At 62.9% G+C, this 26,818-nt stretch carries 22 protein-coding genes; 14 read left to right on the top strand and 8 right to left on the bottom strand.

Going from position 1 to position 26,818, the window contains the following annotated elements; genetic code table 11:
• The first annotated feature begins 126 nt into the window (after positions 1 to 126).
• From C0058_RS02180 to C0058_RS02120, 13 genes are read left to right on the top strand one after another with little or no spacing between them, the layout of a single operon-like run.
• A complete protein-coding gene (locus C0058_RS02180) occupies positions 127 to 861 on the top strand; it encodes a glycosyltransferase family 2 protein (protein WP_102367949.1) in 735 nt (244 codons plus the stop codon).
• Positions 858 to 1,793 carry a glycosyl transferase gene (locus C0058_RS02175; protein WP_008439230.1) on the top strand — a complete coding sequence of 312 codons (936 nt, stop codon included), beginning with the start codon at positions 858 to 860 and terminating at the stop codon, positions 1,791 to 1,793. The genes C0058_RS02180 and C0058_RS02175 overlap by 4 nt, the downstream gene beginning before the upstream one ends.
• Positions 1,777 to 3,318 carry a histidine ammonia-lyase gene (hutH, locus tag C0058_RS02170; protein WP_087692513.1) on the top strand — a complete coding sequence of 514 codons (1,542 nt, stop codon included), beginning with the start codon at positions 1,777 to 1,779 and terminating at the stop codon, positions 3,316 to 3,318. Before C0058_RS02175 ends, hutH begins: the two co-directional genes overlap by 17 nt.
• On the top strand, positions 3,311 to 3,736 hold the full coding sequence (locus C0058_RS02165) for a thioesterase family protein (RefSeq protein WP_102367948.1): 426 nt from the start codon (positions 3,311 to 3,313) through the stop codon (positions 3,734 to 3,736). Before hutH ends, C0058_RS02165 begins: the two co-directional genes overlap by 8 nt.
• Entirely contained in the window at positions 3,733 to 4,458 is a 726-nt protein-coding gene (locus C0058_RS02160) for an outer membrane lipoprotein carrier protein LolA (protein ID WP_032899863.1), read from the top strand. Before C0058_RS02165 ends, C0058_RS02160 begins: the two co-directional genes overlap by 4 nt.
• Positions 4,448 to 6,766, top strand: a complete 2,319-nt coding sequence (locus C0058_RS02155; RefSeq protein WP_102367947.1) for an MMPL family transporter — start codon at positions 4,448 to 4,450, stop codon at positions 6,764 to 6,766. Before C0058_RS02160 ends, C0058_RS02155 begins: the two co-directional genes overlap by 11 nt.
• Entirely contained in the window at positions 6,763 to 7,497 is a 735-nt protein-coding gene (locus C0058_RS02150; protein WP_003209370.1) for a class I SAM-dependent methyltransferase, read from the top strand. The genes C0058_RS02155 and C0058_RS02150 overlap by 4 nt, the downstream gene beginning before the upstream one ends.
• Positions 7,494 to 7,976 carry a hypothetical protein gene (locus C0058_RS02145; protein WP_032899865.1) on the top strand — a complete coding sequence of 161 codons (483 nt, stop codon included), beginning with the start codon at positions 7,494 to 7,496 and terminating at the stop codon, positions 7,974 to 7,976. The genes C0058_RS02150 and C0058_RS02145 overlap by 4 nt, the downstream gene beginning before the upstream one ends.
• Positions 7,973 to 9,139, top strand: coding sequence for a beta-ketoacyl-[acyl-carrier-protein] synthase family protein (locus C0058_RS02140; protein ID WP_087692519.1), 1,167 nt, complete (start codon positions 7,973 to 7,975; stop codon positions 9,137 to 9,139). The genes C0058_RS02145 and C0058_RS02140 overlap by 4 nt, the downstream gene beginning before the upstream one ends.
• On the top strand, positions 9,136 to 9,597 hold the full coding sequence (locus C0058_RS02135; RefSeq protein WP_102367946.1) for a hotdog family protein: 462 nt from the start codon (positions 9,136 to 9,138) through the stop codon (positions 9,595 to 9,597). The genes C0058_RS02140 and C0058_RS02135 overlap by 4 nt, the downstream gene beginning before the upstream one ends.
• Positions 9,594 to 10,322 carry a 3-oxoacyl-ACP reductase FabG gene (gene fabG, locus C0058_RS02130; RefSeq protein WP_102367945.1) on the top strand — a complete coding sequence of 243 codons (729 nt, stop codon included), beginning with the start codon at positions 9,594 to 9,596 and terminating at the stop codon, positions 10,320 to 10,322. The genes C0058_RS02135 and fabG overlap by 4 nt, the downstream gene beginning before the upstream one ends.
• Positions 10,322 to 11,548 carry a beta-ketoacyl-ACP synthase gene (locus C0058_RS02125; protein WP_008439241.1) on the top strand — a complete coding sequence of 409 codons (1,227 nt, stop codon included), beginning with the start codon at positions 10,322 to 10,324 and terminating at the stop codon, positions 11,546 to 11,548. Before fabG ends, C0058_RS02125 begins: the two co-directional genes overlap by 1 nt.
• Before the next feature lie 26 nt (positions 11,549 to 11,574).
• Positions 11,575 to 12,015 carry a hypothetical protein gene (locus C0058_RS02120; protein WP_003209360.1) on the top strand — a complete coding sequence of 147 codons (441 nt, stop codon included), beginning with the start codon at positions 11,575 to 11,577 and terminating at the stop codon, positions 12,013 to 12,015.
• Between the two features lie 161 nt (positions 12,016 to 12,176).
• Here C0058_RS02120 and C0058_RS02115 read toward each other — a convergent pair whose 3' ends face one another.
• The gene (locus C0058_RS02115) at positions 12,177 to 13,070 is read right to left on the bottom strand and encodes a LysR family transcriptional regulator (protein ID WP_003209358.1); all 894 of its coding nucleotides are present in this window, start codon (positions 13,068 to 13,070) and stop codon (positions 12,177 to 12,179) included.
• Positions 13,071 to 13,251: 181 nt separating this feature from the next.
• Between C0058_RS02115 and C0058_RS02110 the strand changes: the two genes are divergently transcribed.
• Entirely contained in the window at positions 13,252 to 14,469 is a 1,218-nt protein-coding gene (locus C0058_RS02110; protein ID WP_371132458.1) for an MFS transporter, read from the top strand.
• A gap of 53 nt (positions 14,470 to 14,522) precedes the next feature.
• On the opposite strand, the gene hemE is transcribed toward C0058_RS02110, so the two are convergent.
• From hemE to C0058_RS02070, 7 genes are all read right to left on the bottom strand, one after another.
• The gene (gene hemE / locus C0058_RS02105) at positions 14,523 to 15,590 is read right to left on the bottom strand and encodes a uroporphyrinogen decarboxylase (RefSeq protein WP_087692524.1); all 1,068 of its coding nucleotides are present in this window, start codon (positions 15,588 to 15,590) and stop codon (positions 14,523 to 14,525) included.
• Positions 15,591 to 15,832: 242 nt separating this feature from the next.
• Positions 15,833 to 17,251 carry an FAD-dependent oxidoreductase gene (locus C0058_RS02100; RefSeq protein WP_003209353.1) on the bottom strand — a complete coding sequence of 473 codons (1,419 nt, stop codon included), beginning with the start codon at positions 17,249 to 17,251 and terminating at the stop codon, positions 15,833 to 15,835.
• A 32-nt stretch (positions 17,252 to 17,283) separates the two neighbouring features.
• The gene (gene gltB / locus C0058_RS02095) at positions 17,284 to 21,729 is read right to left on the bottom strand and encodes a glutamate synthase large subunit (protein WP_003209351.1); all 4,446 of its coding nucleotides are present in this window, start codon (positions 21,727 to 21,729) and stop codon (positions 17,284 to 17,286) included.
• A gap of 350 nt (positions 21,730 to 22,079) precedes the next feature.
• Entirely contained in the window at positions 22,080 to 23,639 is a 1,560-nt protein-coding gene (locus C0058_RS02085; RefSeq protein WP_003209350.1) for an SPOR domain-containing protein, read from the bottom strand.
• A gap of 10 nt (positions 23,640 to 23,649) precedes the next feature.
• On the bottom strand, positions 23,650 to 24,750 hold the full coding sequence (aroB, locus tag C0058_RS02080) for a 3-dehydroquinate synthase (RefSeq protein WP_102367944.1): 1,101 nt from the start codon (positions 24,748 to 24,750) through the stop codon (positions 23,650 to 23,652).
• 147 nt (positions 24,751 to 24,897) lie between these two features.
• Positions 24,898 to 25,416, bottom strand: a complete 519-nt coding sequence (gene aroK, locus C0058_RS02075; protein WP_003209345.1) for a shikimate kinase AroK — start codon at positions 25,414 to 25,416, stop codon at positions 24,898 to 24,900.
• Between the two features lie 4 nt (positions 25,417 to 25,420).
• On the bottom strand, positions 25,421 to 26,758 hold the full coding sequence (locus C0058_RS02070) for a type IV pilus secretin PilQ (protein ID WP_102367943.1): 1,338 nt from the start codon (positions 26,756 to 26,758) through the stop codon (positions 25,421 to 25,423).
• Between the last annotated feature and the right edge of the window lie 60 nt (positions 26,759 to 26,818).

Here is a 26,818-nt window from a genome sequence, read left to right as displayed (position 1 = left end):
CGCTCCCAACCCAGGCACTGTGGTTTGTCAGGCAAATCGGTGTCGCCTGTGTTGGGGCCGCTTCGCAGCCCAGCGGGAGCAAGCTCCCTCGCCACGCACAGCGCTTCTGCCAATGGGGTATCTGTTATGCATAAGCCCTGCGCCTTGATCCCGGTCTATAACCACGAAGCCGCCGTGCCCGCCGTGGTTCATAGCGTGCTGTCCAGCGGCCTGCCATGCCTGCTGGTAGACGATGGCAGCAGCGCCACCTGCGCCGCCGTACTGGCGCAACTGGCAACCCTCGACAACGTGTCCCTGCTGACCCTGCCCGCCAACCAGGGCAAAGGCGCCGCCGTCATGGCCGGCTTTCGCGAAGCCGCACGCCTGGGTTTCACCCACGCCCTGCAAGTGGACGCCGACGGCCAGCACGACCTGCGGGAAGTCGGTACCTTCCTCGACGCCTCCCGCGCCCACCCGAATGCGGTGATCTGCGGCTACCCGGAATACGACGACAGCGTGCCCAAGGGCCGCCTTTACGCGCGCTACCTGACCCACGTTTGGGTGTGGATCAACACCTTGTCGCTGCAGATCCGCGATTCCATGTGCGGCTTTCGCGTGTACCCACTGCCACCGACCCTGGCCTTGATGGACTCGGCCAACATCGGCAAACGCATGGATTTCGACTCCGACATCCTGGTGCGCCTGGCCTGGCGCAACCAGCCGATGCGCTGGCTGCCGACCAAGGTGCACTACCCCGCCGACGGCCTGTCGCACTTTCGCCTGTTCCACGACAACGCGCTGATTTCCTCGATGCACACCCGGCTGTTCTTCGGCATGTTGGTGCGCGCGCCGATGATCCTCTGGCGCCGGTGGCAGGCATGAGCCAGGACACCAAGCACTGGGCCGACCGCGAGGAGCGCGGCAGCTTCTGGCTGATGAAATTCACCGCCTTCGCCGCCAAGGTCCTCGGGCGCCGGCTGCTGAGCCCGCTGCTCTACGGCATCGTTTTCTACTTCTTTCTGTTCGGCCGCACGGCCCGCCAAAGCGCCTGGCAATACCAGCAGCGCCTGGCCGACTGGAGCCGGCGCGACGACCTGCGCCCTACCCACAGAAGCGTCTTCGGCCAGTTCATGGCGTTCGCCGACGCCCTGCTGGACAAGCTCGACGTATGGAACGGCAAGCTGCGCCTGGAGCAGATCGAAATCATCGACCCGGCCCAACTGCGCGGCCAGCTGCGCAGCGAACGCGGGCAGATGCTGGTGGGCGCGCACCTGGGCAATCTTGAGGTGTGCCGCGCCCTCGCCGAACTGGGCGAAAAGGTCACCATGAACGTGCTGGTGCACACCAAGCACGCTGAACGTTTCAACCGGATTCTGGGCGAAGCCGGGGCGACCAATCTGCGCCTGATCCAGGTCAGCGAACTTGACCCGGCGGTGATGATGCTGCTCAGCCAGCGCCTCGACGACGGCGAGTGGCTGGCGATTGCCGGCGACCGCGTACCGCTGCATGGCGGGCGCACGGTACGCGTGGATTTCCTCGGCCATGACGCCGCCTTCCCCCAAGGCCCGTGGCTGTTGGCCGGTTTGCTGAAATGCCCGGTCAACCTGCTGATGTGCTTGAAGCACCAAGGCCGTTATCGCCTGATCATCGAGCCGTTTGCCCAGTTGATCGAATGGAAACGCAGCGACCGCCAGCAGGTGATCGCACAATGGACCGCCCGCTACGCCGAGCGCCTGGGCCAGTTCTGCCTGGAAGCGCCCCAACAATGGTTCAACTTTTACCCTTTCTGGAAGACCGATGACGACGCATCTTGAGCCGGTAACCTTCGGCGAAATTCCCCTGCGCATCGAAGACGTGCTGGCCCTGGCCAACCGTCAGGCGCCGACTCAACTGCAAGCTGACGCCAAGTACCGCCAGCGCATCGCCAAGGGCGCGCAGTTCCTGGATTCGTTGCTGGACAAGGAAGGCGTGATCTACGGCGTGACCACCGGCTACGGCGACTCGTGCGTGGTGGCGGTGCCGCTGGAGCACGTCGAAGCGTTGCCCCGCCACCTCTACACGTTCCACGGCTGCGGCCTGGGCAAGTTGCTGGATGCGCAAGCCACCCGCGCGGTGCTGGCGGCGCGGTTGCAGTCGCTGTGCCATGGCGTGTCGGGCGTGCGCGTGGAGTTGCTGGAGCGCCTGCACGCGTTCCTGGAATTCGACGTGCTGCCGCTGATTCCGGAAGAAGGCTCGGTAGGCGCCAGCGGTGACTTGACGCCGCTGTCCTACGTGGCCGCAACCTTGTCTGGTGAGCGCGAAGTGATGTTCCGTGGCGAACGCCGCCAGGCGGCGGAGGTGCACCGCGAGCTGGGCTGGGACCCGCTGGTACTGCGCCCGAAAGAGGCCCTGGCACTGATGAACGGCACCGCCGTGATGACCGGCCTCGCCTGCCTGGCCTTCGCCCGCGCCGACTACCTGCTGCAACTGGCCACGCGCATCACCGCGCTGAACGTGGTGGCGCTGCAAGGCAACCCGGAGCATTTCGACGAGCGCCTGTTCGCCGCCAAGCCGCACCCGGGGCAGATGCAAGTCGCCGCCTGGCTGCGCAAGGATCTGGCGATTGACGCGCCGACCGCGCCGCTGCATCGCCTGCAAGACCGTTACTCCCTGCGCTGCGCGCCCCACGTCCTGGGCGTGCTGGCCGACAGCCTGAACTGGTTGCGCTCGTTCATCGAGATCGAACTCAACAGCGCCAACGACAACCCGATCATCGACGCCGAAGAAGAACGCGTGCTGCACGGCGGCCACTTCTACGGCGGCCACATCGCGTTCGCCATGGACAGCCTCAAGACCCTGGTGGCCAACGTCGCCGATCTGCTGGACCGCCAGCTCGCGCTGCTGGTGGACGTGCGTTACAACCACGGCTTGCCGAGCAATTTGTCCGGTGCGCCAGCCGAGCGGGCGATGATCAACCACGGCTTCAAGGCTGTGCAGATCGGCACCAGCGCCTGGACCGCCGAAGCGCTGAAAAACACCATGCCGGCCAGCGTGTTCTCGCGCTCCACCGAGTGCCACAACCAGGACAAGGTGAGCATGGGCACCATCGCCGCCCGCGATGCGATTCGTGTGCTGGAACTGACCGAACAAGTCGCCGCCGCCACCTTGCTCGCCGCCAACCAGGGCGTATGGCTGCGGGCCCAGGCTGAAGACGCACGCCCGCTGCCGCCGGCGCTGGCCGCCATGCAAATCGAGCTGGCCAAGGACTTCCCGCCGGTCATCGAAGACCGCGCCCTGGAAGGCGAACTGCGCCTGTGCCTGAAACGCATCGCCGAGCAACACTGGAGGCTGCATGCGTAGCCCCGGCGTGTTGCACTGCGACACTGAAATCCTCGTGCCGTTTTTCGACATCGACACCATGAACGTGGTGTGGCACGGGCACTACGTAAAGTACCTGGAAGTCGCCCGCTGCGCCTTGCTGGACAAGATCGGCCACAACTACACAGCGATGCTGCAAGCGGGCTACGCCTGGCCGGTGATCGACATGCAACTGCGCTATGTGCGCGGCGCGACCTTCGGCCAGACCATCAACGTGCGCGCCAGCCTGGTGGAGTGGGAGAACCGCTTGAAGGTCAATTACCTGATCAGCGACAAGGCCACCGGTGAACGCCTGACCCGCGCCAGCACCGTGCAAGTGGCGGTGGAAATTGCCAGCCGCGAAATGCAGTTGGCGTCGCCAAAAATATTCACTGACGCCATAGAGAGAGCCTTGAAATGAGATTCCCTGTGGGAGCGGCGGTGCGACGATTCGACTTGCTCGCGAAAATCGTCAACGATAACGCAGGCCGCCTGACACCCCGTGGCGCCCTCAGGTTCTTCGCGAGCAAGTCGAATCGTCGCACCGCCGCTCCCACAGGAATCGCCTTCATTCTGTTGTTGGGCATTCCAGGCCTGGCCCATGCTTTCGACCTGCAACAACTCAGCGATCAGCTGGCAAAACCGTCGGTGATCCACGGCAACTTCATCCAGGAAAAACACCTGCGCGCGCTGCCGCAGCCGCTGACCAGCAAGGGCACCTTCGTCCTGGCCAAGGACCACGGCCTGCTGTGGCTGCTGAAAACCCCGCTGCAACAGGACTACCGCATCAGCGCCAACGGCATCGCCCGGCGTGACGCCAACGGCTGGCAATTGCTGCCGAACAAGAGCGCCGGCGCCGAGCAGAACCGTTTGTTCCTCGCCGTGTTACAGGGCGACAGCAGCGGCTTGCAGCGTGACTTCGAGCTGCAACTGCAAGGCGAAGCCCAGCAGTGGAAACTCACGTTGATCCCGCGCTCGCTGCTGCTCAAGCAGGTGTTCACCCAAATCAATATCGACGGCGGCGAACTGGTGCAGAAGATCGAGCTGCTGGAAACCCAGGGCGACAGCACCGTACTGCGCATGCAGGACAGCACCAGCAGCCAGCCCTTGAGCGACGCGGAGCAACACGACTTTGCCGAGTGAACGCTGGTTGCCGCGCCTGTTCCTGATCCTGCTGGTGGCCGTGTTGGCCCTGGCGGGCTGGCAATGGCGCCATGGCGCACCGCTGTCGGCGAACCTGATGGAACTGGTGCCCGGCACCGCGCCGGATGCGCTGGAGCTGCGCGCCGAACAGCGCATGCAGGAACCACTGAACCGCGAAATGCTGGTGCTGGTGGGGCATGCCGATCGACAAAAAGCCGTGGCCATGGCGACACAATTGGGCGAAGCCTGGCAAGCCAGCGGCCTGTTTGAGAAAGTTCAGTGGAACCTCCAAGCCGACCTGCCGGCCCTGCGTCAGCAGTTGCTGCAAGGCCGGCTGGCGATGCTCTCGGCCAAGGATCGCGAGCAACTGATCGACGAGCCCCAGGCGTTTATTCAGCAGCGGGTTCAGGCGCTGTTCGACCCGTTCACCGGCTTCAGCCTGGTGCCCAGCCAGGACGATTGGCTGGGCCTCACCGGGCGCATCCAGAACAGCCAGCCGCAACACGGTTCGGTGCAGCTGGATATCGGCAGCGGCGCGCTGATCGCCGATGCCGACGGCAAAAGCTGGGTACTGCTGCGGGCCCGCACCACCGGCAATGCCTTCGACATGAAACTGCCGATGCAAGTGGCTGACCTGCTCAAGGCCAGCCGCGAGCAGGCCGACCAGCAAGGCGCGCAATTGCTCGCCGCAAGCGGCCTGCTGTATGCAGCCAATGGTCAGCAGCAGGCCACCCGGGAAATCACTTGGGTCGGCGGCGGCGCGACGGTAGGCATCCTGTTATTGCTGCTGCTTGCGTTCCGCCGCTGGCGGGTGTTGCTGGCGTTCGTGCCGGTGCTGGTGGGCATGCTGTTTGGTGCGGTGGCCTGCGTGGCGCTGTTCGGGCATATGCATGTGATCACGCTGGTGCTGGGCTCGAGCCTGATCGGCGTGGCGGTGGATTACCCGCTGCATTACCTGTCCAAGAGCTGGAGCATGAGCCCTTGGCGCAGTTGGCCAGCGTTGCGCGTGACCTTGCCGGGCCTGAGCCTGAGCCTGGCCACCAGTTGCATCGGTTACCTGGCCCTGGCGTGGACGCCGTTCCCGGCGCTGACGCAAATCGCGGTGTTCTCCGCTGCCGGTCTGGTGGGCGCTTACCTGTCGGCCGTGTGCCTGTTGCCGGCCTTGCTCAAAGGCGTCGAGCTGCGCCCGGCGCAATGGCCCCTGCGCATTGCCGAGTTCCTGCTGAGCGTGCGCGAGTCGCTGCTCAAGCGCCTGCCAAGCCCGGTGTTGTTGATACTGGTGTTGGTGTTTTGCGCCGGTGGGCTGTGGCACCTGAACAGCAAAAACGATATCCGCCAGTGGATCGGTGCGCCACCGCAGTTGCTGCAGGAAGCCCAGGCCGTTGCGCGGATTACCGGGTTCCAGCCCACCAGCCAGTTCTTCCTGGTGCGGGCGGACAACCAGCAGCAGTTGCTGGAACGCCAGGCCGCGCTGAGCCAGCGCCTGGATCAGTTGGTGAACATGGACAAGCTCCAGGGTTACCTGGCGCTCAACCAGTTGGTCAGCGCGCCGGCGGAGCAACAGCAACTGCGCGAGGCCCTGAAACAGCTGCCGCAGTACTGGCAGCCATTGCTGGACCTCGGTGTGCCCGCCAGCGCGCTGCAAGCCGAGCTGGCCCAGTTGCAGGCCTTGCCCACCGAAGACATCGACGCAGCACTGGTCGGCCCGCTGGCCGAGCCGTGGCGCACGCTGTGGCTGGGGAATGTCGACGGTGGCGTGGCGGCGATGGTGAGCCTGCAAGGGTTGAACAACCCGGCCTTGCTGCGGGTGCAGGCCCTGGATCTGCCCGGCGTGCAGTTGGTGGATCGCCTCGGCGACTTGAACCAGGTATTCGCTGCCACACAGATCAGCGCGGCGGAATTGAAATTGATGTCCTGCGTGTTGATCGTACTGCTGCTGATCCTGCCGTTCGGCTTCGGCGGTGCCTTGCGCATCGTCGCCCTGCCGTTGCTGGCGGCGCTGTGCAGCCTGGCCAGCCTCGGTTGGCTGGGGCAGCCGTTGACGTTGTTCAGCCTGTTCGGCCTGCTGCTGGTGACCGCCATCAGCGTCGACTACGCGATCCTGATGCGTGAACAAATTGGCGGCGCCGCCGTGAGCCTGTTGGGCACACTGTTGGCGGCCGTGACTACTTGGCTATCGTTCGGCCTGCTGGCTATTTCCAGCACACCGGCGGTGAGTAATTTTGGGCTGTCGGTGAGCCTGGGGCTGGCGTTCAGCTTCATGCTGGCGCCGTGGGCCAGCCCGTCCGGGACAAGGAAGATGAGATGAGCAGCCAATACCTGAGTAAAAACTACGTCGAAGAAACCAAATTCGGCTTCTGGTTCCTGCGCAGCCACACCTGGCAGCACCATGTGCTGCGCGTGGCCATCAACGACCTGCGCAGCCTGTTCAGCGACCCGCTGCCGGTTGCCCCGGTGCTGCTGGACGCCGGCTGCGGCCAGGGCAAGTCGTTCCAGTACCTGCAGCAGGTGTTCGCCCCCGAACGCCTGATCGGCCTCGACGCCGACCCCCACAGCCTCGACCTGAGCCGCGCCGAAGCCGCGCGCCAGGGTATCGCCATCGAGTTGATCGGCAGCGACTGCGCGACCCTCGACGTGGCCGACGCCAGTGTCGACGTGCTGTTCTGTCACCAGACCTTCCATCATCTGGTGGAACAGCATCGCGCCCTGAAAGAGTTCTATCGGGTGCTCAAGCCAGGCGGCTACCTGCTGTTTGCCGAATCCACCGAGGCCTATATCGACACCTGGGTAATCCGCTGGCTGTTTCGTCACCCGATGCATGTGCAGAAAAGCGCCGAGGAGTACCTTGAGATGATTCGCGAGCAGGGCTTTGAGTTCGGCCCGCAGAACGTCTCGTACCCGTACCTGTGGTGGAGCCGCGCCACCGATTTCGGCCTGCTTGAGCGCTGGGGCCTGCGCCAGCCAAAACCGGCCGGCCAGCGCGAAGAAACCCTGGTCAACGTGGTCGCCCGCAAACCTCTGGCGAGCGCTGAAACATGATCCGAATGCTGTTGATCGGCTGCCTGTTGCTGCTGGGCGCGTGCGCCAGCCAGCCGCCGTTGCCGTCGAAAACCCCGGTGCTGAGCCTGCCGTTGCAACTGCATGTGCAGCGCGAACAGGATGGCCAACGCCAGGACTGGTTGCTGGTGATGCAGCGCGAAGGCGGCGGGATTCGCTGGTCGATGATGGACCCGCTGGGCATTCCCCAGGCTCGGCAGATGCTGATCAATGGCGCCTGGCAGGCCGACGGTCTGCTGCCGCCCAATCCCCAGGCGCGTGAACTGTTTGCCGCGCTGTTGTTCGCCCTGACCTCGGCGGATGAAGTTTCCAGGCTGTACCCCGGGACCCAGGAAATGGACCTGATCCGCACCCTGCCGTCCCACTGGAAGATCACCTATCACTCCTCCCTGGTGTTTCGCGTGGACGTGATCGGGCAACACCTGACCTACCACATCTCGCCGCTAGGGGCTGCCCGATGAGCGCCTACCTCAATGCCCTCGGCGTGATCTGCGCCCTGGGCCGCGACAAGCGCGAAGTCAGCCGCAGCCTGTTTGCCGGCGACTGCTCCGGCATGCGCGCCGAAAGCGGCTGGGTGCCGGAGCGTGTGTTGCCGGTGGCCGCTGTGCACGGTGAACTGGCGGCGATACCGCCCGGGCTGGAATCCCATCGCAGCCGCAATAACCAGTTGCTGCTGGAAGCCGCGTTGCAGATTGACGACGAGATCCGGCAAGCGATCCAGACGTTCGGCGCGTCGCGCATTGGCATCGTGCTCGGCACCAGCACCTCGGGCATCGATGAAGCCAGCCGTGGCATCGCCCACTATCTGCGGGAAAACCAGTTCCCCGCCGACTACGACTATCAGCAACAGGCGCTTGGCGCCCCGGCCGATTTCCTCGCCGACTGGCTGCAACTGAGCGGCCCGGCCTACGTGATTTCCACCGCCTGCACCTCCAGCGCACGAGCGCTGATGAGTGCCCAACGCCTGTTGGACCTGGGCGTGTGCGATGCGGTGATCTGCGGTGGCGTCGACACGCTGTGCAAGCTGACCCTCAATGGTTTTTCGTCGCTGGAGGCGGTTTCGGCAGAGCGCTGCAATCCGTTTTCGCTGAACCGCAACGGCATCAATATCGGCGAAGCCGCCGTGCTGTTCCTGATGAGCAAAACCCCGGCGCCGTTCGCACTGCTGGGCAGTGGCGCCAGTTGCGACGCCCACCATATTTCCGCCCCCGAGCCTACCGGCAAGGGTGCGTTGCAAGCGATGCGCAAGGCCCTGGCCAGCGCACAACTGGCGCCCGGACAAATCGGTTACCTGAACCTGCACGGCACCGCTACCCAACATAACGATGCCATGGAAAGCCTGGCGGTCGCGGCCCTGTTCCCGGACGGCGTAGCCTGCTCCTCGACCAAACCCATGACCGGCCACACCCTGGGCGCCGCCGGCGCGCTGGAAGCGGCGTTCTGCTGGCTGAGCCTGGCAGAAGGCGTAGTGCCGCCGCATGTCTGGGATGGCCAGGCGGACCCCGACCTGCCCGTACTGAAGTGGGCGTCGCCCGGCGACGCCCTGGAAAAACGCTGCCTGATGAGCAACTCGTTTGCCTTCGGCGGCAACAACGTCAGCCTGATTATCGGAGACGCCCCATGACTGATTGGCCGCTCGCCGAACTGCTGCCCCACGCCGGTGACATGATCCTGATCGATCAGGTCCTGAGCTTTGATGAAGAACAGATCCAGACCCGCCTGACGGTCAAGCCCGGCGGGCTTTTCAACCGCGCTGACGGCAGCCTGCCCGCGTGGGTCGGCATTGAGTTGATGGCGCAAAGCGTCGCGGCCTACGCCGGTTGCCGCGCGCGCCAGAAAGGTGAAGCCGTGGAGTTGGGCTTCCTGCTGGGCACGCGCAAGTTCGAGTGCAACGTCGAGCACTTTCCCGCAGGCACCGAGCTGACCATCCAGGGCCTGCGCTCCCTGGAAGACGACAACGGCATGGGTGTGTTCGAATGCCACCTCACCGGCGACGGCATCCAGGCCAGCGCGCGCTTGAACGTATTTCGACCGCCCCAGGCGGCCAACTATTTAGATGAATCGAAGGACACCACGCCATGACTGAATCCGTATTGGTGACCGGCTCCAGCCGTGGCATCGGCCGCGCTATCGCTGTGCGCCTGGCCCAGGCCGGGCACGACATCGTGCTGCACTGCCGCAGCGGGCGTGCCGAGGCGGATGCGGTGCAGGTCGAAATCGAAGCGCTGGGGCGCAGCGCCCGGGTGTTGCAATTCGATGTGGCGGACCGCGCCAGCTGCAAGGAGATCCTTGAAGCCGACGTGGAAGCCCATGGCGCGTATTACGGCGTGGTGCTCAATGCGGGCCTGACGCGCGATGGCGCGTTTCCAGCGCTGTCGGAAGACGATTGGGACGTGGTGATGCGCACCAACCTCGACGGTTTCTACAACGTGCTGCACCCGGTGATGATGCCGATGATTCGTCGTCGCGCCGCCGGGCGGATCGTGTGCATCACCTCGGTATCCGGGCTGATCGGCAACCGCGGCCAGGTCAACTACAGCGCGTCCAAGGCCGGCCTGATCGGCGCCGCCAAGGCCCTGGCCATCGAGCTGGGCAAGCGCAAGATCACCGTCAACTGCGTGGCCCCCGGGCTGATCGACACCGCGATGCTCGATGAAAACGTACCGGTGGAAGAGCTGATGAAAATGATCCCGGCCCAGCGCATGGGCACGCCGGAAGAAGTCGCCGGGGCGGTGAATTTCCTGATGTCGGCAGAAGCCGGCTACATCACCCGCCAAGTGCTGGCCGTGAATGGAGGCCTGTGCTGATGAAACGCGTGGTGGTCACCGGCATGGCCGGCGTTACGTCCCTGGGCAGCGATTGGGCAACCATCGCCGCCAACTTCCGCGCCAACCGCAGCGGCATCCGGCGCATGGATGAGTGGGACCGTTTCACCGAACTGAACACACGGCTGGCCGGGCCGATCGATGATTTCGTGGTACCCGCCCACTGGACCCGCAAGCAACTGCGCAGCATGGGCCGGGTTTCCCGGCTGGCGGTATGGGCAGCGGAGCAGGCGCTGAAAGATGCCGGCTTGCTGGGCGACGAGTCGATCAAGGACGGGCGCATGGGCGTGGCCTGTGGCTCGTCCACCGGCAGCACCGACGAGATCAAGGCCTTCGGCAATATGCTGCTGAACTCGGTGGCCGAGGGGCTGAACGCCAACTCCTACGTGCGGATGATGCCCCACACCACGGCAGCGAATATCAGCATTTTCTTCGGCCTCACCGGCCGGCTGATCCCCACGTCCAGCGCGTGCACCAGCGGCAGCCAGGGCATCGGCTACGCCTATGAGGCCATCAAGTTCGGCCGCCTGCCGCTGATGTTGGCAGGTGGCGCCGAAGAGCTGTGCCCTACCGAAGCCATGGTGTTCGATGCGCTGTACGCCACCAGCCTGAAAAACGATGCACCACAAACCAGCCCGCGTCCCTACGACAGTGGCCGCGACGGCCTGGTGATCGGCGAAGGCGGTGGCATCCTGGTGCTCGAAGAGCTGGAACATGCACTGGCCCGTGGCGCGCATATCCACGCGGAAATCGTCGGCTTCGGCAGCAACGCCGACGGCCAGCACACCACCCGCCCGGAACAGGCCACCATGCGCCGCGCCATGGAACTGGCATTGGAAGATGCGGGGCTTGCGCCCGACGCGATCGGCTATGTGAACGGCCATGGCACCGCCACCGACCAGGGCGACATCGCCGAAACCCTGGCCACCAGCAGCCTGTTCGGCAGCCGCATGCCCATCAGTTCGCAGAAGAGTTTCCTTGGGCATACCCTGGGCGCATGCGGCGCGCTGGAGTCGTGGTTCAGCATCGAGATGATGAACCGCAACCAATACGTGCACACCTTCAACCTCGACGAAGTCGACCCGCGCTGCGGCGAGCTGGACTACCTGCAAGGTGAGTTCCGCGAGCTGCACAGCGACTACGTGATGAACAACAATTTTGCCTTTGGCGGCGTCAACACTTCGCTGATTTTCCGCCGCTGGGTGTAAATTTTTTTACTGACTGGAGAAATGGAATGTCTTCCCTGCTACGCGCAACACTGGTCGCTTTGGCCCTGCTCACCACCGCTGGCTGCACCAACAAACCGGTGCTCAACACCCAGCACGACTTGCCGGCGAACCCGCAGGTCAACGAAGAAAAAATGAAGCAGACCATTATCGCGGCCTTGAACAAACGCCAATGGGTGGTACAGCGCCTGAGCCCGCAACTGGTGCAGGCCGAGATCAACGTGCGCAACCAGTTCCACGCTGAAATCGACATCCGCTACACCGCCACCAGCTACGCCATCACCTACCGCGACAGCCGCGACCTGGGCTACAAGGACGGCAAGATTCACCGCAACTACAACCGCTGGGTGAGCATGCTGGACCGTGACATCCTGGCGGCGTTGCGCACCAATGGTGTGAGTGACACGGCGCAGTTGCTCCAGCAGACCGGGACGTCGAAGCAGAACTGAAACACCCGCTGCCCTGTGGCGAGGGAGCTTGCTCCCGTTGGGGCGCGAAGCGCCCCTGAAACCTGCGATTGAGGGTTGCCTGGTAAAACTCAGTCGTCGGGTTTCGGGGCTGCTGCGCAGCCCAGCGGGAGCAAGCTCCCTCGCCACAGGTTATGCGTCGGTCATACCAATGCCTTGCGGGTCAGCAGCTCGACAAACGCCTTGGCCATCGGCGTCTGCTGACCCTTGCGCTGCACCAGCCACACCGCCGTCACCGCCTCCTGATCCAGCAACGTGCGATACACCACGCCATCAATGCGGATCCGCTGATACGACGCCGGCAACACCGAGACACCCAACCCCGCCGCCACCAGGCCGATGATGGTCATCGCCTCCCCGGCTTCCTGCGCGAAGTGCGGGCTGAAGCCGGCATCACGCGCCAGGCTCATCAATTGAGCATACAACCCGCTGCCGTAAGTCCGCGGGAAAAACACAAACGGTTCTTCGGCCAATTGCGCCAGGTGCAAACCCCGCTCACTGCCCTCCACCAACGGATGCCCAGCGTTCAGCACGGCCACCAAGGGCTCGCGCATCAGTTCCACGACGCTCAGGGAATCGGGCAACGGCAACGGTCGCATCAACCCCACCTGAATCGACTCATCCACCAGCGACTCGGCCACCTCCGTGCTGCTCATCTCCTGCAGATTCAAATGCACCGCCGGGAATGCCTGGCGAAACGCGAAGATCGCCTGTGGGATGCTGGAGTTGAACGGCGCAGAAGAGGTGAAGCCAATCTTCAACTCCCCCAGTTCCCCCAGCTGCGCCCGACGCGCCACGTCCGCCGCTTTATCCACCTGCGCCAGCACCAACCGCGCCTCTTGCAGGAACAACCTGCCGGCCTCGCTCAGCTCGACCCGACGATTGGTACGCTCAAACAACCGCGCACCTATCTCCTGCTCCAGCGCCTGGATCTGCTGGCTCAGGGGCGGCTGGGAGATCCCCAGCACCTGCGCGGCGCGGCCAAAATGCAGCTCTTCAGCCACGGCGATGAAGTAACGCAGGTGGCGCAGTTCCATGAAAACCTCATTAGGTCGTAAAAGCTCTTAAACAGGTCGAACAATATATTGGAAAGAATCAATAGGGAGCTATATTCTTTTTTGCATTGCCAGCCCTGGCAGCCTTTCCTCCCCGAGGTCCCGCGTGAAATCTGCTGTCGCTCCGCTTGCTCAAGAAGTACCGCCCACCGCCCTCGATGAAGTGGTGGCACAGCTCAACGAGCAGTACATCGAAAAAGGCACCCCGATGTTCATGCGCACGGTGCTGGCGCTGTTCTCCGGTGGTTTCGCCACTTTCGCCCTGCTCTACTGCGTACAGCCGATGATGCCGGCGCTGTCCCACGAATTTTCCATCAATGCCGCGCAAAGCAGCCTGATTCTCTCGGTGGCCACCGGCATGCTCGCCATTGGCCTGCTGATCACCGGGCCGATTTCCGACACCCTGGGGCGCAAGCCGGTGATGGTTGCCGCGCTGTTCTGCGCCGCACTGTGCACCATCGCCAGCGGCCTGATGCCAAGCTGGGAAGGCATCCTGCTGATGCGCGCACTGGTGGGCCTGTCCCTCAGCGGCCTGGCAGCGGTGGCCATGACCTACCTGAGTGAAGAGATCCACCCGCAACACATCGGCTTGGCCATGGGTTTGTACATCGGTGGTAACGCCATCGGTGGCATGAGCGGGCGCTTGATCATCGGCGTACTGATCGACTTCGTCAGCTGGCACACGGCGATGCTGATCATCGGAGCCCTGGCGCTGATCGCAGCCACGGTGTTCTGGAAGATCCTCCCCGAATCGCGCAACTTCCGCGCCAGCACCCTGCACCCGCGCAGCCTGGTGGACGGCTTCACCATGCACTTCAAGGACGCCGGCCTGCCGTGGCTGTTCCTCGAAGCCTTCGTGCTGATGGGCGCCTTTGTGACGATGTTCAACTACATCGGCTACCGCTTGCTGGCGGACCCGTACGATTTGAGCCAGGCCGTGGTAGGCCTGCTGTCGCTGGTCTACCTCTCGGGTATCTACAGCTCGGCGAAAATCGGCTCCCTGGCCGACCGCCTGGGCCGTCGCCGAGTGCTGTGGGGCACCATCGTGCTGATGCTCGGCGGCATCGCCCTGACGCTGTTTACCCCGCTGTGGCTGGTAGTGCCCGGCATGCTGATCTTCACCTTCGGCTTCTTCGGCGCCCACTCGGTGGCCAGCAGCTGGATCGGCCGCCGCGCGCTGAAAGCCAAGGGCCAGGCGTCGTCGCTGTACCTGTTCAGTTACTACGTGGGGTCGAGTATTGCGGGGACGGCGGGTGGTTTCTTCTGGCACTACGCCGGGTGGAACGGGATTGGCGGGTTTATCGTCGCGCTGTTGATCGTCGCGTTGCTGGTGGCGTTGAAGCTGGCGAAGTTGCCGCCGTTGCAGGAAGCCAAGGCTTAACCAGCGCTTACAAAAAAGCCCGGCATCTGCCGGGCTTTTTCATTGCCGCGCGATCACTCGTGATACTGCGCCGATAACTCGTGCACCGCCCGCAGGAACGCGCCTGCGTGCTCCGGATCAACTTCCGGAGTAATGCCGTGGCCAAGGTTGAACACGTGACCACTGCCTTTGCCGTAGCTGGCGAGGATGCGGCCGACTTCAGTGCGGATGGCTTCCGGCTTGGCGTACAGCACGGTCGGGTCCATGTTGCCTTGCAGCGCAACCTTGTTGCCCACGCGGCGACGGGCTTCGCCGAGGTCGCAGGTCCAGTCCAGGCCCAGCGCGTCGGCGCCGGCGTCGGCGATGCTTTCCAGCCACAGGCCGCCGCCCTTGGTGAACATGATCACCGGCACCTTGCGGCCTTCGTGTTCGCGGATCAGGCCGCTGACGATCTTGCGCATGTAGGCCAGGGAGAACTCCTGGTACGCCGCCGCCGACAGGTTGCCACCCCAGGTGTCGAAGATCTGCACCGCCTGGGCGCCGGCCATGATCTGGCCGTTGAGGTAGGAGGTGACCGACTGCGCCAGCTTGTCCAGCAGCAGGTGCATGGCTTGCGGGTTGTCGTACAGCATGGCCTTGGTCTTGCGGAAGTCTTTCGACGAGCCGCCTTCGACCATGTAGGTGGCCAGGGTCCACGGGCTGCCGGAGAAGCCGATCAGCGGCACGCGGCCGTTCAGCTCGCGGCGGATGGTGCTGACGGCGTCCATGACGTAGCCCAGGTCCTTGTGGGGATCGGGGATCGGCAGGGCTTCGATGTCGGCCAGGGTACTGACGACTTTCTTGAAACGCGGGCCTTCGCCGGTTTCGAAGTACAGGCCCTGGCCCATCGCATCAGGGATGGTCAGGATATCGGAGAACAGGATGGCCGCATCCAACTGTGGATAGCGGTCCAGCGGTTGCATGGTGACTTCGCAGGCGAACTCCGGGTTCATGCACAGGCTCATGAAGTCGCCGGCGTGGGCGCGACTGGCGCGGTATTCCGGCAGGTAGCGACCGGCCTGGCGCATCATCCACACAGGGGTGACGTCCACGGGTTGCTTGAGCAGGGCACGAAGGAAACGGTCGTTCTTGAGGGCAGTCATGTCGGCATCCGCAAAAAAAGTGCGGGCATTTTCTCAGAGCGCGACGCAAAAGGCACGGCAAGAGCCGTGCCTTTTGTCTATCGGGTCAATTTGTCGCGGATATGAAAGCGCCACAAAACAAATGTGGGAGCGGGCTTGCTCGCGAAAGCGGTGGGTCAGCTAACACATCTGGTGACTGATATACCGCATTCGCGAGCAAGCCCGCTCCCACATTTTGATCCCATTTCAATCCGGGATCGGGGTCAGACCTGCAGGTAATCCAGGATCCCTTCGGCGGCGTTGCGGCCTTCGAAGATGGCCGTCACTACCAGGTCAGACCCGCGCACCATGTCGCCACCGGCGAAGATTTTCGGGTTGCTGGTCTGGTGTTTGTACTGGCCTTGTTCCGGGGCTACAACGCGGCCCTGGCTGTCGGTCTGGATTTCGAACTGCTCGAACCACGGCGCCGGGCTTGGGCGGAAACCGAAGGCGATGACCACGGCGTCTGCCGGGATGATCTCTTCGGAACCCGGGATCGGCTCAGGGCTGCGACGGCCACGGGCGTCCGGTTCGCCGAGACGGGTCTCGACCACTTTCACGCCTTCGACACGGTCTTCACCGACGATAGCGATCGGCTGGCGGTTGTAGAGGAATTTCACGCCTTCTTCCTTGGCGTTCTTCACCTCTTTGCGCGAACCCGGCATGTTGGCTTCGTCACGACGGTAGGCACAGGTCACCGACTTGGCGCCCTGGCGAATCGAAGTGCGGTTGCAGTCCATCGCGGTATCACCACCGCCCAGCACCACGACCTTCTTGCCTTTCATGTCGACGAAATCTTCCGGCGACTTTTCAAAGCCCAGGTTGCGGTTGACGTTGGCGATCAGGAAGTCCAGAGCGTCGTACACGCCCGGCAGGTCTTCACCGGCGAAGCCACCCTTCATGTAGGTGTAGGTGCCCATGCCCATGAACACGGCATCGTATTCTTCGAGCAGTTGCTCCATGGTCACGTCCTTGCCGATTTCGGTATTGAGGCGGAACTCGATACCCATGCCGGTGAAGACTTCGCGACGATGGCTCAGTACGGTTTTTTCCAGCTTGAACTCGGGGATGCCGAAGGTCAGCAGGCCACCGATTTCCGGGTTCTTGTCGAACACCACCGGGGTCACGCCGCCACGCACCAGCACGTCGGCACAGCCCAGGCCCGCCGGGCCCGCGCCGATGATCGCGACGCGCTTGCCGGTCGGCTTGACCTTGGACATGTCCGGGCGCCAGCCCATGGCGAACGCGGTGTCGGTGATGTACTTCTCCACCGAACCGATGGTCACCGCGCCGAAGCCGTCGTTGAGGGTGCACGCACCCTCGCACAGACGGTCCTGCGGGCACACCCGGCCGCACACTTCCGGCAGGGTGTTGGTCTGGTGAGACAGCTCGGCGGCGGCGAGGATGTTGCCCTCGGCCACCAGCTTCAGCCAGTTCGGAATGAAGTTGTGCACCGGGCACTTCCATTCGCAATACGGGTTACCGCAACCCAGGCAGCGGTGGGCCTGGTCGGCCGAGTGCTGGGGTTTGAAGGGCTCGTAGATTTCCACGAACTCTTTCTTGCGTTGACGCAACAGTTTCTTCTTCGGATCTTTGCGCCCGACATCGATGAACTGGAAGTCGTTATTCAGACGTTCAGCCATGTTAAAACCTCATCAAACTCTTCAGGCGCATATCACTGCGGGTTGGCACGGATGCTGGAAAGCAACGATTTCAGGTTGGCAGCCTTGGGCTTGACCAGCCAGAAACGACGCAGGTAGTCATCGAGGTTTTCAGCGAGGTTGCGACCCCATTCGCTGTTGGTTTCCTCGACATATTCGTCCAGCACATGCTGCAAGTGGTTGCGATAGGATTCCATCGCTTCGCCGCTGATCCGCTGGATCTCCACCAACTCGTGGTTCACCTTGTCGACGAAGGTGTTGTCCTGGTCGAGCACGTAGGCGAAACCGCCGGTCATGCCCGAACCGAAGTTGTAGCCGGTCTTGCCCAGCACCGCGACAAAACCACCGGTCATGTACTCGCAGCAGTGATCGCCCGTGCCTTCAACCACGGTGTGGGCACCGGAGTTACGCACTGCGAAACGCTCACCGGCCGTGCCCGCGGCAAACAGCTTGCCGCCGGTTGCGCCGTACAGGCAGGTGTTGCCGATGATGGCACTGTCTTGAGTCTTGTAGACGCTGCCCACTGGCGGGACGATCACCAGCTTGCCGCCGGTCATGCCCTTGCCCACGTAGTCGTTGGCGTCGCCTTCGAGGTACATGTTCAGGCCACCGGCGTTCCATACGCCGAAGCTCTGGCCAGCGGTACCCTTGAAGCGGAAGGTGATCGGCGCCTTGGCCATGCCCTGGTTGCCGTGCTTGCGCGCGATTTCGCCGGAGATGCGTGCGCCGATGGAACGGTCGCAGTTGCAGATATCCAGGGCGAATTCGCCGCCGCTTGCGTCGTTGATCGACGAAGTGGCCATCTCGACCATCTTCTCGGCCAGCAGGCCCTTGTCGAACGGCGGGTTGCGGTCAACCTGGCAGAACTGTGGCTTGTCGGCCGGGATGTGATCGCTGCCCAACAGCGGCGTCAGGTCCAGGTGCTGTTGCTTGGCGGTCTGGCCTTCGAGGATGTCCAGCAGGTCGGTACGGCCGATCAGCTCTTCCAGGGAACGCACGCCCAGCTTGGCCAGCCACTCACGGGTTTCTTCGGCGACGTAGGTGAAGAAGTTCACCACCATGTCGACGGTACCGATGTAGTGGTCCTTGCGCAGCTTCTCGTTCTGAGTCGCCACGCCGGTGGCGCAGTTGTTCAGGTGGCAGATGCGCAGGTATTTGCAGCCCAGGGCGATCATTGGCGCGGTGCCGAAGCCGAAGCTTTCGGCGCCGAGGATTGCGGCCTTGATCACGTCGAGGCCGGTTTTCAGGCCACCGTCGGTCTGCACCCGGACCTTGCCGCGCAGGTCGTTGCCGCGCAGGGTCTGGTGAGTCTCGGCCAGGCCCAGTTCCCACGGCGCACCGGCGTACTTGATGGAGGTCAGCGGCGAAGCGCCGGTGCCGCCGTCGTAGCCGGAGATGGTGATCAGGTCGGCATAGGCCTTGGCCACACCGGCGGCGATGGTGCCCACGCCGGCTTCCGCTACCAGTTTCACCGAGACCAGGGCCTGCGGGTTGACTTGTTTCAGGTCGAAAATCAGCTGCGACAAATCCTCGATCGAGTAGATGTCGTGGTGCGGCGGCGGCGAAATCAGGGTCACGCCCGGCACTGCATAACGCAGCTTGGCGATCAGGCCGTTGACCTTGCCGCCTGGCAGTTGCCCGCCTTCGCCCGGCTTGGCGCCCTGGGCAACCTTGATCTGCAGCACTTCGGCGTTGACCAGGTATTCCGGGGTCACACCAAAGCGGCCAGTGGCGACCTGCTTGATTTTCGAGCTCTTGATGGTGCCGTAGCGCGCCGGGTCTTCACCGCCTTCGCCGGAGTTGGAACGCGCACCCAGGCGGTTCATGGCTTCGGCCAGGGCTTCGTGAGCCTCAGGCGACAAGGCGCCCAGGGAAATACCGGCGGAGTCGAAACGCTTGAGGATCGATTCCAGTGGCTCGATCTCGCTGATGGCCAGCGGCGTGTCCAGGGTTTTCACCTTGAACAGGTCGCGGATCATCGACACCGGGCGGTTATCCACCAGCGCGGTGTATTCCTTGAACTTGGCGTAGTCGCCTTGCTGCACGGCGGCTTGCAGGGTGTTGACCACGTCCGGGTTGTAGGCGTGGTATTCGCCACCGTGCACGAACTTCAGCAGGCCACCTTGCTGGATCGGCTTGCGCGCGCTCCAGGCTTCGGCGGCCAGGGCTTTCTGCTCGGCTTCGATGTCGACGAAACGTGCGCCCTTGATGCGGCTTGGCACGCCACGGAAGCTCATCTCGCAAACTTCTTCCGACAGGCCGATGGCTTCGAACAATTGCGCGCCGCGGTAGGACGTGACGGTGGAGATGCCCATCTTCGACAGGATCTTCAGCAGGCCCTTGGTGATGCCTTTACGGTAGTTCTTGAACACCTCGTAGAGGTCGCCCAGGACTTCGCCGGTACGGATCAGGTCGCCGAGTACTTCGTAAGCCAGGAACGGATACACCGCCGAGGCGCCGAAGCCGATCAACACCGCAAAGTGATGCGGGTCGCGGGCGGTGGCGGTTTCAACCAGGATGTTGGAATCGCAACGCAGGCCCTTTTCGGTCAGGCGGTGGTGTACCGCGCCGGTGGCCAGGGAAGCGTGGATCGGCAACTTGCCCGGGGCGATATGGCGGTCGGTCAGCACGATCTGGGTACGGCCGGCACGCACGGCTTCTTCCGCCTGATCGGCGACATTGCGCACCGCGGCTTCCAGGCCGAGGCTCTCGTCGTAGTTCAGGTCGATGATCTGCCGGTCGAAGCCTGGGCGATCCAGGGTCATCAACGAGCGCCACTTGGCCGGGGAAATGACCGGCGAGCTGAGGATCACGCGGGAAGCGTGCTCAGGCGATTCCTGGAAGATGTTGCGCTCGGCACCGAGGCACACTTCCAGGGACATCACGATGGCTTCGCGCAGCGGGTCGATCGGCGGGTTGGTCACCTGGGCGAACTGCTGGCGGAAATAGTCGTACGGCGTGCGCACGCGCTGGGACAGCACGGCCATTGGCGTGTCATCGCCCATGGAGCCGACGGCTTCGTAGCCCTGCTCGCCCAGTGGGCGCAGCACCTGGTCACGTTCTTCGAAGGTGACCTGGTACATCTTCATGTACTGCTTGAGCTGGTCGACGTCGTAGAAGGCAGAACCGTGGTCGTTGTCTTCCATGGTTGCCTGGATGCGCAGGGCATTCTTGCGCAGCCATTGCTTGTACGGATGACGGGACTTCAAGCGGTTGTCGATGGCATCGGTGTCAAGGATCTGACCGGTCTCGGTGTCCACGGCGAGGATCTGGCCCGGGCCAACACGGCCCTTGGCGATCACGTCTTCCGGCTTGTAGTTCCACACGCCGATTTCCGACGCCAGGGTGATAAAGCCGTTGGTGGTGGTCACCCAACGCGCCGGGCGCAGGCCGTTACGGTCGAGCAGGCACACGGCGTAGCGACCGTCGGTCATTACCACGCCGGCCGGGCCGTCCCACGGTTCCATGTGCATCGAGTTGTACTCATAGAACGCCCGCAGGTCGGGGTCCATGGTCTCGACGTTCTGCCACGCTGGCGGAATGATCATGCGCACGCCACGGAACAGGTCGATGCCGCCGGTGACCATCAGTTCGAGCATGTTGTCCATGCTGGAGGAGTCGGAACCCACGCGGTTGACCAGCGGGCCGAGTTCTTCCAGGTCCATCAGGTCGTTGGCGAACTTGGTGCGACGGGCCACGGCCCAGTTGCGGTTGCCGGTGATGGTGTTGATCTCGCCGTTGTGGGCGAGGAAGCGGAATGGCTGGGCCAGCGGCCATTTCGGCAGGGTGTTGGTGGAGAAGCGCTGGTGGAACACGCAGATTGCGGTTTGCAGGCGCTCATCGCTCAGGTCTGGATAGAAGGCGGTCAAGTCCGCCGGCATCATCAGGCCTTTATAAATGATGGTCTTGTGGGAAAAGCTGCAGATGTAGTGGTCGGTGTCGGCGGCATTGGCCACGGACGAGCGACGACGAGAGGTGAACAGCTTGATCGCCATGTCCTGGTCGCTCAGGCCGTCGCCTGCGATGAACACTTGTTCGATCTGCGGCAGGCGCTCCAGGGCCAGGCGGCCCAGTACGCTGGTGTCGATCGGCACTTTGCGCCAGCCGACGAGCTGCAGGCCAGCGGCCAGGATCTCGCGGTTCATGTTCTCGCGAGCAGCTTCGGCTTTTACCGGGTCCTGGTTGAAGAACACCATGCCCACAGCGTACTGCTTGGGCAAATCGGCGCCGAAATGTTCCTTGGCGACTGCGCGCAGGAACTGGTCGGGCTTTTGAATCAGCAAGCCGCAACCGTCACCGGTCTTGCCGTCGGCGTTGATCCCACCGCGGTGGGTCATGCAGGTCAGGGCCTCGATGGCCGTTTGCAAAAGGGTATGACTGGGCTCGCCCTGCATGTGGGCTATCAGGCCGAAACCGCAGTTATCCTTGAATTCATCGGGTTGGTACAGACCTGCTTTCATAGACACTTTCTCACCAGGCTGCCTCTTATTCCGAGGCAAATTTCTTTTCAATTCAACCGGTTACCTTCCACGCCGAACGTACGCCGGCTTAGCGGGGGCAAAAGGGAGGTCATTGTACACACCGACACAGACGCTCACAAATTTAGCGACGAAATGTCGCAAATCTATGTCGCATTTATGAAAGGTTTAAAGCGATATGCTGTGCTAGTCAAAACTTTTTTAATTTTGACCGCTACGACTCAAAAGCCACTGTGACGCAGACACCACAAAGCGCGCGGCCTTCAGGGCTGCACGCTGTGTTGTTTTTTTTGAGGTGCCGAGAGGGCGGCCTGGGTAAGGCCGCCGGATCTTCAGCGAGTTGTTGCCAGTTCTTGTTGAACGCTGGCGACAGTGCGAGGCCAAGGTTTACCAGCCTGAACCTTCGCTGGCAAGGCCTTGATAGCGGATTCCGCTGCTGTACGGCTGGAGAAGTTGCCGTACGTGATTACATAGAGAGGCTTGCCGTTGAGCACTTTCTTGAAATAACGGTACTCGCCGCCCTGCTCTTTCACGAACGCCTGGGCGTTGGCTTCGGAGCTGGTGCCGAGGATCTGCACCACGAAATTACCGGTAGGCTGGCTGGCATACCAGCTGCTGCCGGCAGCGCCAGTCGCGGCCTTGGCCACGACGGCCGGTTTTTCGGCAGGCTTGGCGGCTGGAGCCGGTTTGGCCGCAGGCGCCGGGGCGACCGGCTTGGCAACAGGCGCAGGCTTGGCGGTGGCGACCTGGGCTGGCGCTGGCGTCGGCTTGGCCGCTGGCTGACCGGCTGGCACGCCCGCAGGTGGCGCGGTGGTGGTCACGGTCGGCGGCGTGGCGCTGGAGCCTTCAACGGGCACCCCATCGTCGCCTTCGGAGATGCCGCCAGCTTCTTCGGCGAGCGGGCCGCGCATCACCGGTTGGCCGACCATTGGCAGGTTGGTGGGTTGGCCGGAGTTGGCAAACTCAACGTTCGGTGTTGGCTTGCCCAGTGGCAACTGCGCCTGTTCGGTTGGCGCGCCAGCGGTGGTCGGTGCTTTGTTGCGACCTGGAATCAACCAGGCGGCGGCGACGGCAACCACGACAACGGCAGAAATTGCCAATACGTGCTTCTTCGGCATAGTAAACCCCATCTTTGGACGCTTTACCGCTGAGCGGCTGGCAATCATGGCTTCGATCATGGCATCCCGGGCAACCTGGTTGATGGTGCCAGGCCAGCCGTCGGAGCTTTCGTGAATATCAGAGATCTGCGAAGCGGAGAAAAGTTCGATGCCCTGCCCTGCGCCTTCCAGCCGCTGGGCCAGGTATTCGCGGGTTTCTTCTTCTTCGTAAGGCTGCAGTTCGATGACGTGGAACAGCTCCTGCTCGCCGCTGATCTGTTCAAGTTCGGCGATCAGCGAAGACTCGCCAAACAGAAACACATGCGGGCGCCCTTCAGGCGTACCGGCCGCCAGGGCCAGCAACGCTTCCAGGGCAGATTCGTCGAGCTGCTCGGCGTCATCCACCAGCAGGTAGACTTCCTGGCCGGTCAGGCCCAGTTGCACCACTTGCTTGAGGATCGCATTCGGCTCGGCAGTGGACACGTCGAGGGCCTGGGCCACTTGACGCAACACGCCTGCCGCATCACCGGCACCACGGGCGGAAACCACCACGCTCTGTACCGATTGCTTGTTGGTGCTGGCCACCAGTGCCTGGCGCAGCAAGGTCTTGCCGCTGCCCAATGGGCCGGTGACCACCAGCAGCAACTGGCTGTAGCGCGCCAGGTGGTGCAGTTGTCCCAGCACCGGCTTGCGTTGCGCAGGGAAAAACTTGAAACCAGGCACCCGAGGAGCAAAAGGGTCGTGGCTTAACTGGTAATGGCCGAGGAACGCCTCGTCGGCATGCAAACTAGTCATCGGGATCTTATTAACCTTTAAGCTGGGCCAGGGCGCGGTAATCCGCTCCCAGCGTGGCCTGTAAAATCTCTTTCGGATAATCGTCGGTCACTACCGCTTCGCCCATTCGGCGCAACAGCACCAGTCGCAGTCGACCGTCGATCACTTTCTTGTCTATTGCCATATGTTCGAGAAAATCTGCCTCGGTCATCTCCTCGGGAGGAATGACCGGCAACCCGGCGCGCTGGAACAGGCGGATCCCGCGATCACGCTCCTGGGCGCTGATCCAGCCCAGGCGTTGCGACATCTCCAATGCCATCACTGTGCCAGCCGCTACGGCCTCTCCATGCAACCACACACCATAGCCCATGTGGGTCTCGATCGCATGGCCGAAGGTGTGGCCGAGGTTCAAGGTGGCGCGCACGCCGGACTCACGTTCGTCGGCATTCACCACCAGCGCCTTGGCGGCGCAGGAGCGGGAAATCGCTTCGGTGAGTGCCACCTGGTCGAGGGCGCGCAGGGCGTCGACGTGTTCTTCCAGCCAGGTCAGGAACGGCTCGTCGCAGATCAGTCCGTACTTGATGACTTCCGCCAGGCCCGCCGACAGCTCGCGGGGTGGCAGGGTATTGAGGGTGGCAGTGTCGATCAGCACCACATTCGGCTGATAGAACGCGCCGACCATGTTCTTGCCCAGCGGGTGGTTGATGCCGGTCTTGCCGCCCACCGACGAATCGACCTGGGACAGCAAGGTGGTCGGTACCTGGATAAAGTCCACGCCGCGCTGATAGCAGGCGGCTGCAAAGCCAGCCATGTCGCCGATCACACCGCCACCCAGGGCAACCACCGTGGTGCGCCGGTCATGACGGGCCGTCAGCAGGCCATCAAAGATCAGTTGCAGGGTTTCCCAGGTCTTGAAGGCCTCGCCGTCCGGCAGCACCACCGAGATCACCGAGTACGACGCCAGGCTGCGGCTCAGACGCTCAAGATACAGCGGCGCGACCGTTTCATTGGAGATGATCGCCACTTGCCGCCCGGCAATATGCGGTGCGAGCAACTCGGGCTGGTCCAACAAACCTTCGCCAATATGGATCGGGTAGCTGCGCTCGCCAAGATCGACCTTAAGTGTCTGCATGTGTCCCCGCGTTGAAGATGAAAGCAGGCGTCCTGCCCTACATTAACGTTGTCGGCAACGTCGGGATCTGACGCTGCCTGATGGCTCTACGCCACAACTCGGACGGTCATGACGCGCCGCCGAGGATAGCGCATTTCGGCCCTGGCTTTAACGGGGTGGCAACTGTGCCAGGCGCTCGAGAATGTCGAGAACCACCATTCGTGGCGGCCGCTCATCGGTTTCCACCACCAGATCGGCGATTTCCCGATAAAGCGGGTCGCGCAGCGTCAGCAGGTCCCGCAGGGTTTTTGCCGGGTCGGCGGTGCGCAGCAATGGGCGATTGCGGTCGCGAGCGGTGCGGCCCACCTGCTGCTCGACAGACGCGTGCAGATAAACCACGCGACCGCCGGCGTGCAACGCCCGGCGATTCTCGTCGCGCATCACTGCGCCACCGCCGGTGGCCAATACCACGCCATCGCAGCCGCACAGTTCGGCAATCATCGCCTGCTCGCGGTCGCGAAAGCCCAGTTCGCCTTCCTTATCGAAGATCCACGGGATATTGGCGCCCGTGCGCAATTCAATTTCCTTATCGGAGTCTTTGAATGGCAGGCGCAGCTCTTTGGCCAGCAAACGGCCGATGGTGCTTTTTCCAGCCCCCATCGGTCCTACAAGAATCAAATTTCGCACAGAATCAACGACTCACAGCAATCGCCTGGTTATTCATAATACGCGGAGTCAGGAATACCAGCAGCTCGGATTTTTTCTCCGAAACCACATCCCGCCGGAAAAGGCGGCCAAGATACGGCACATCGCCCAAAAATGGCACTTTATCTACCACTTTGCTTTGAGTATTGGAGAAAACCCCGCCGATCACGATGGTCTCCCCGTCCTTGACCAGCACCTTGGCATTGACCTCGTTTTTCTTGATCGGCGGCACATCGTTGAGCCTGTTCAGGTAGTCGGGCTCATCCTTGGTGACCTTGACCTCCATGATCACCCAGCCGTCCGGGGTGATTTGCGGGGTCACTTCCAATGACAAGGAGGCCTCCTTGAACGACACCGAGGTCGCGCCGGTGGAGCTGGACTCCTGATAGGGAATCTCGGTGCCCTTGAGGATTCGCGCGGTTTCCTTGTCGGAGGTGACGACCTTGGGCTGCGAAACGATTTCACCATTGCCGGTTTTTTCCATGGCGGTCAGTTCCAGGTCCAGCAGCAGGTTGTCGGTGATAAACGCGACACCCAGGCCGGCGCTGCCGTTGACCGCCCCCAGGTCCACAAACGGCGAGCTGGGCGGGGTTTCAGGCGGCTCGGCGCCTTCGGCCAGCGGTTTCCTGATCCCGCCAGCGCTCCAGTTACCCCGATTCAGTTGCCCGCCCCAGCGCACGCCAAGGCTTTTGTCGTAATCCACATTGGCCTCGACGATCCGCGCCTCGATCATCACCTGCCTTACCGGAATATCCAGTTGCGCCACAATCGTGCGCAGCTCCTCCAGCCGCTCCCGGGTCTGGTAGGCGATGATGTTGTTGGTGCGGTCATCCACCGCCACCGAGCCGCGCTCATCGGTTGCACCTTCCAGGCCCACGGCCGACTGGAAGAGCTTGGCCAGGTCCGACGCCTTGGCGTAATTGACTTGCAGCAACTCGCGGCGCAGCGGTGCCAACTCAGTCATTTGCTTGCGCGACTCCATCGCCAGCAACTCGCGGGCGGCCAACTCCTCGGCCGGCGCGACCAGCAGCACATTGGCCGTCACACGCTTGTCCAGCCCCTTGGTTTGCAACACCAGGTCCAGGGCCTGGTCCCAGGGCACGTCCTTGAGGCGCAGGGTGATCGAACCCTGCACGTCGTCACTGGTCACCAGATTGAGGCCGGCAACGTCAGCAATCTGCTGCAGCACCGCGCGCAACTCGATGTTCTGGAAGTTGAGGGACAGCTTGTCCCCGGTGAATGCCACGCGTCCGGTACTCAGGGGCGCATTGCCAGGTGGCGGCAGGTGAATCAAGTCGATTCGATTGGGCACAGCCATGACCATCGGTGCCGTGAACGCTATCCATAGCGCCACACCGAAGGACGAAAAAGTCCTTTTCATTGT

The organism is Pseudomonas sp. NC02, from assembly GCF_002874965.1.
Taxonomy (GTDB): Bacteria; Pseudomonadota; Gammaproteobacteria; order Pseudomonadales; family Pseudomonadaceae; genus Aquipseudomonas.
The sequence above is the reverse complement of the archived record's forward strand: the minus strand, read 5'-3'. Positions and strand labels throughout refer to the sequence as shown.

Bases quoted from the DNA above. Each gene is read 5' to 3' on its own strand.
- C0058_RS02180 (WP_102367949.1), top strand. From the start codon at position 127: ATGCATAAGCCCTGCGCCTTGATCCCGGTCTATAACCACGAAGCCGCC.
- C0058_RS02175 (WP_008439230.1), top strand. From the start codon at position 858: ATGAGCCAGGACACCAAGCACTGGGCCGACCGCGAGGAGCGCGGCAGC.
- hutH (WP_087692513.1), top strand. From the start codon at position 1,777: ATGACGACGCATCTTGAGCCGGTAACCTTCGGCGAAATTCCCCTGCGC.
- C0058_RS02165 (WP_102367948.1), top strand. From the start codon at position 3,311: ATGCGTAGCCCCGGCGTGTTGCACTGCGACACTGAAATCCTCGTGCCG.
- C0058_RS02160 (WP_032899863.1), top strand. From the start codon at position 3,733: ATGAGATTCCCTGTGGGAGCGGCGGTGCGACGATTCGACTTGCTCGCG.
- C0058_RS02150 (WP_003209370.1), top strand. From the start codon at position 6,763: ATGAGCAGCCAATACCTGAGTAAAAACTACGTCGAAGAAACCAAATTC.
- C0058_RS02145 (WP_032899865.1), top strand. From the start codon at position 7,494: ATGATCCGAATGCTGTTGATCGGCTGCCTGTTGCTGCTGGGCGCGTGC.
- C0058_RS02140 (WP_087692519.1), top strand. From the start codon at position 7,973: ATGAGCGCCTACCTCAATGCCCTCGGCGTGATCTGCGCCCTGGGCCGC.
- C0058_RS02135 (WP_102367946.1), top strand. From the start codon at position 9,136: ATGACTGATTGGCCGCTCGCCGAACTGCTGCCCCACGCCGGTGACATG.
- fabG (WP_102367945.1), top strand. From the start codon at position 9,594: ATGACTGAATCCGTATTGGTGACCGGCTCCAGCCGTGGCATCGGCCGC.
- C0058_RS02125 (WP_008439241.1), top strand. From the start codon at position 10,322: ATGAAACGCGTGGTGGTCACCGGCATGGCCGGCGTTACGTCCCTGGGC.
- C0058_RS02120 (WP_003209360.1), top strand. From the start codon at position 11,575: ATGTCTTCCCTGCTACGCGCAACACTGGTCGCTTTGGCCCTGCTCACC.
- C0058_RS02115 (WP_003209358.1), bottom strand. From the start codon at position 13,070: ATGGAACTGCGCCACCTGCGTTACTTCATCGCCGTGGCTGAAGAGCTG.
- hemE (WP_087692524.1), bottom strand. From the start codon at position 15,590: ATGACTGCCCTCAAGAACGACCGTTTCCTTCGTGCCCTGCTCAAGCAA.
- C0058_RS02100 (WP_003209353.1), bottom strand. From the start codon at position 17,251: ATGGCTGAACGTCTGAATAACGACTTCCAGTTCATCGATGTCGGGCGC.
- gltB (WP_003209351.1), bottom strand. From the start codon at position 21,729: ATGAAAGCAGGTCTGTACCAACCCGATGAATTCAAGGATAACTGCGGT.
- C0058_RS02085 (WP_003209350.1), bottom strand. From the start codon at position 23,639: ATGACTAGTTTGCATGCCGACGAGGCGTTCCTCGGCCATTACCAGTTA.
- aroB (WP_102367944.1), bottom strand. From the start codon at position 24,750: ATGCAGACACTTAAGGTCGATCTTGGCGAGCGCAGCTACCCGATCCAT.
- C0058_RS02070 (WP_102367943.1), bottom strand. From the start codon at position 26,758: ATGGTCATGGCTGTGCCCAATCGAATCGACTTGATTCACCTGCCGCCA.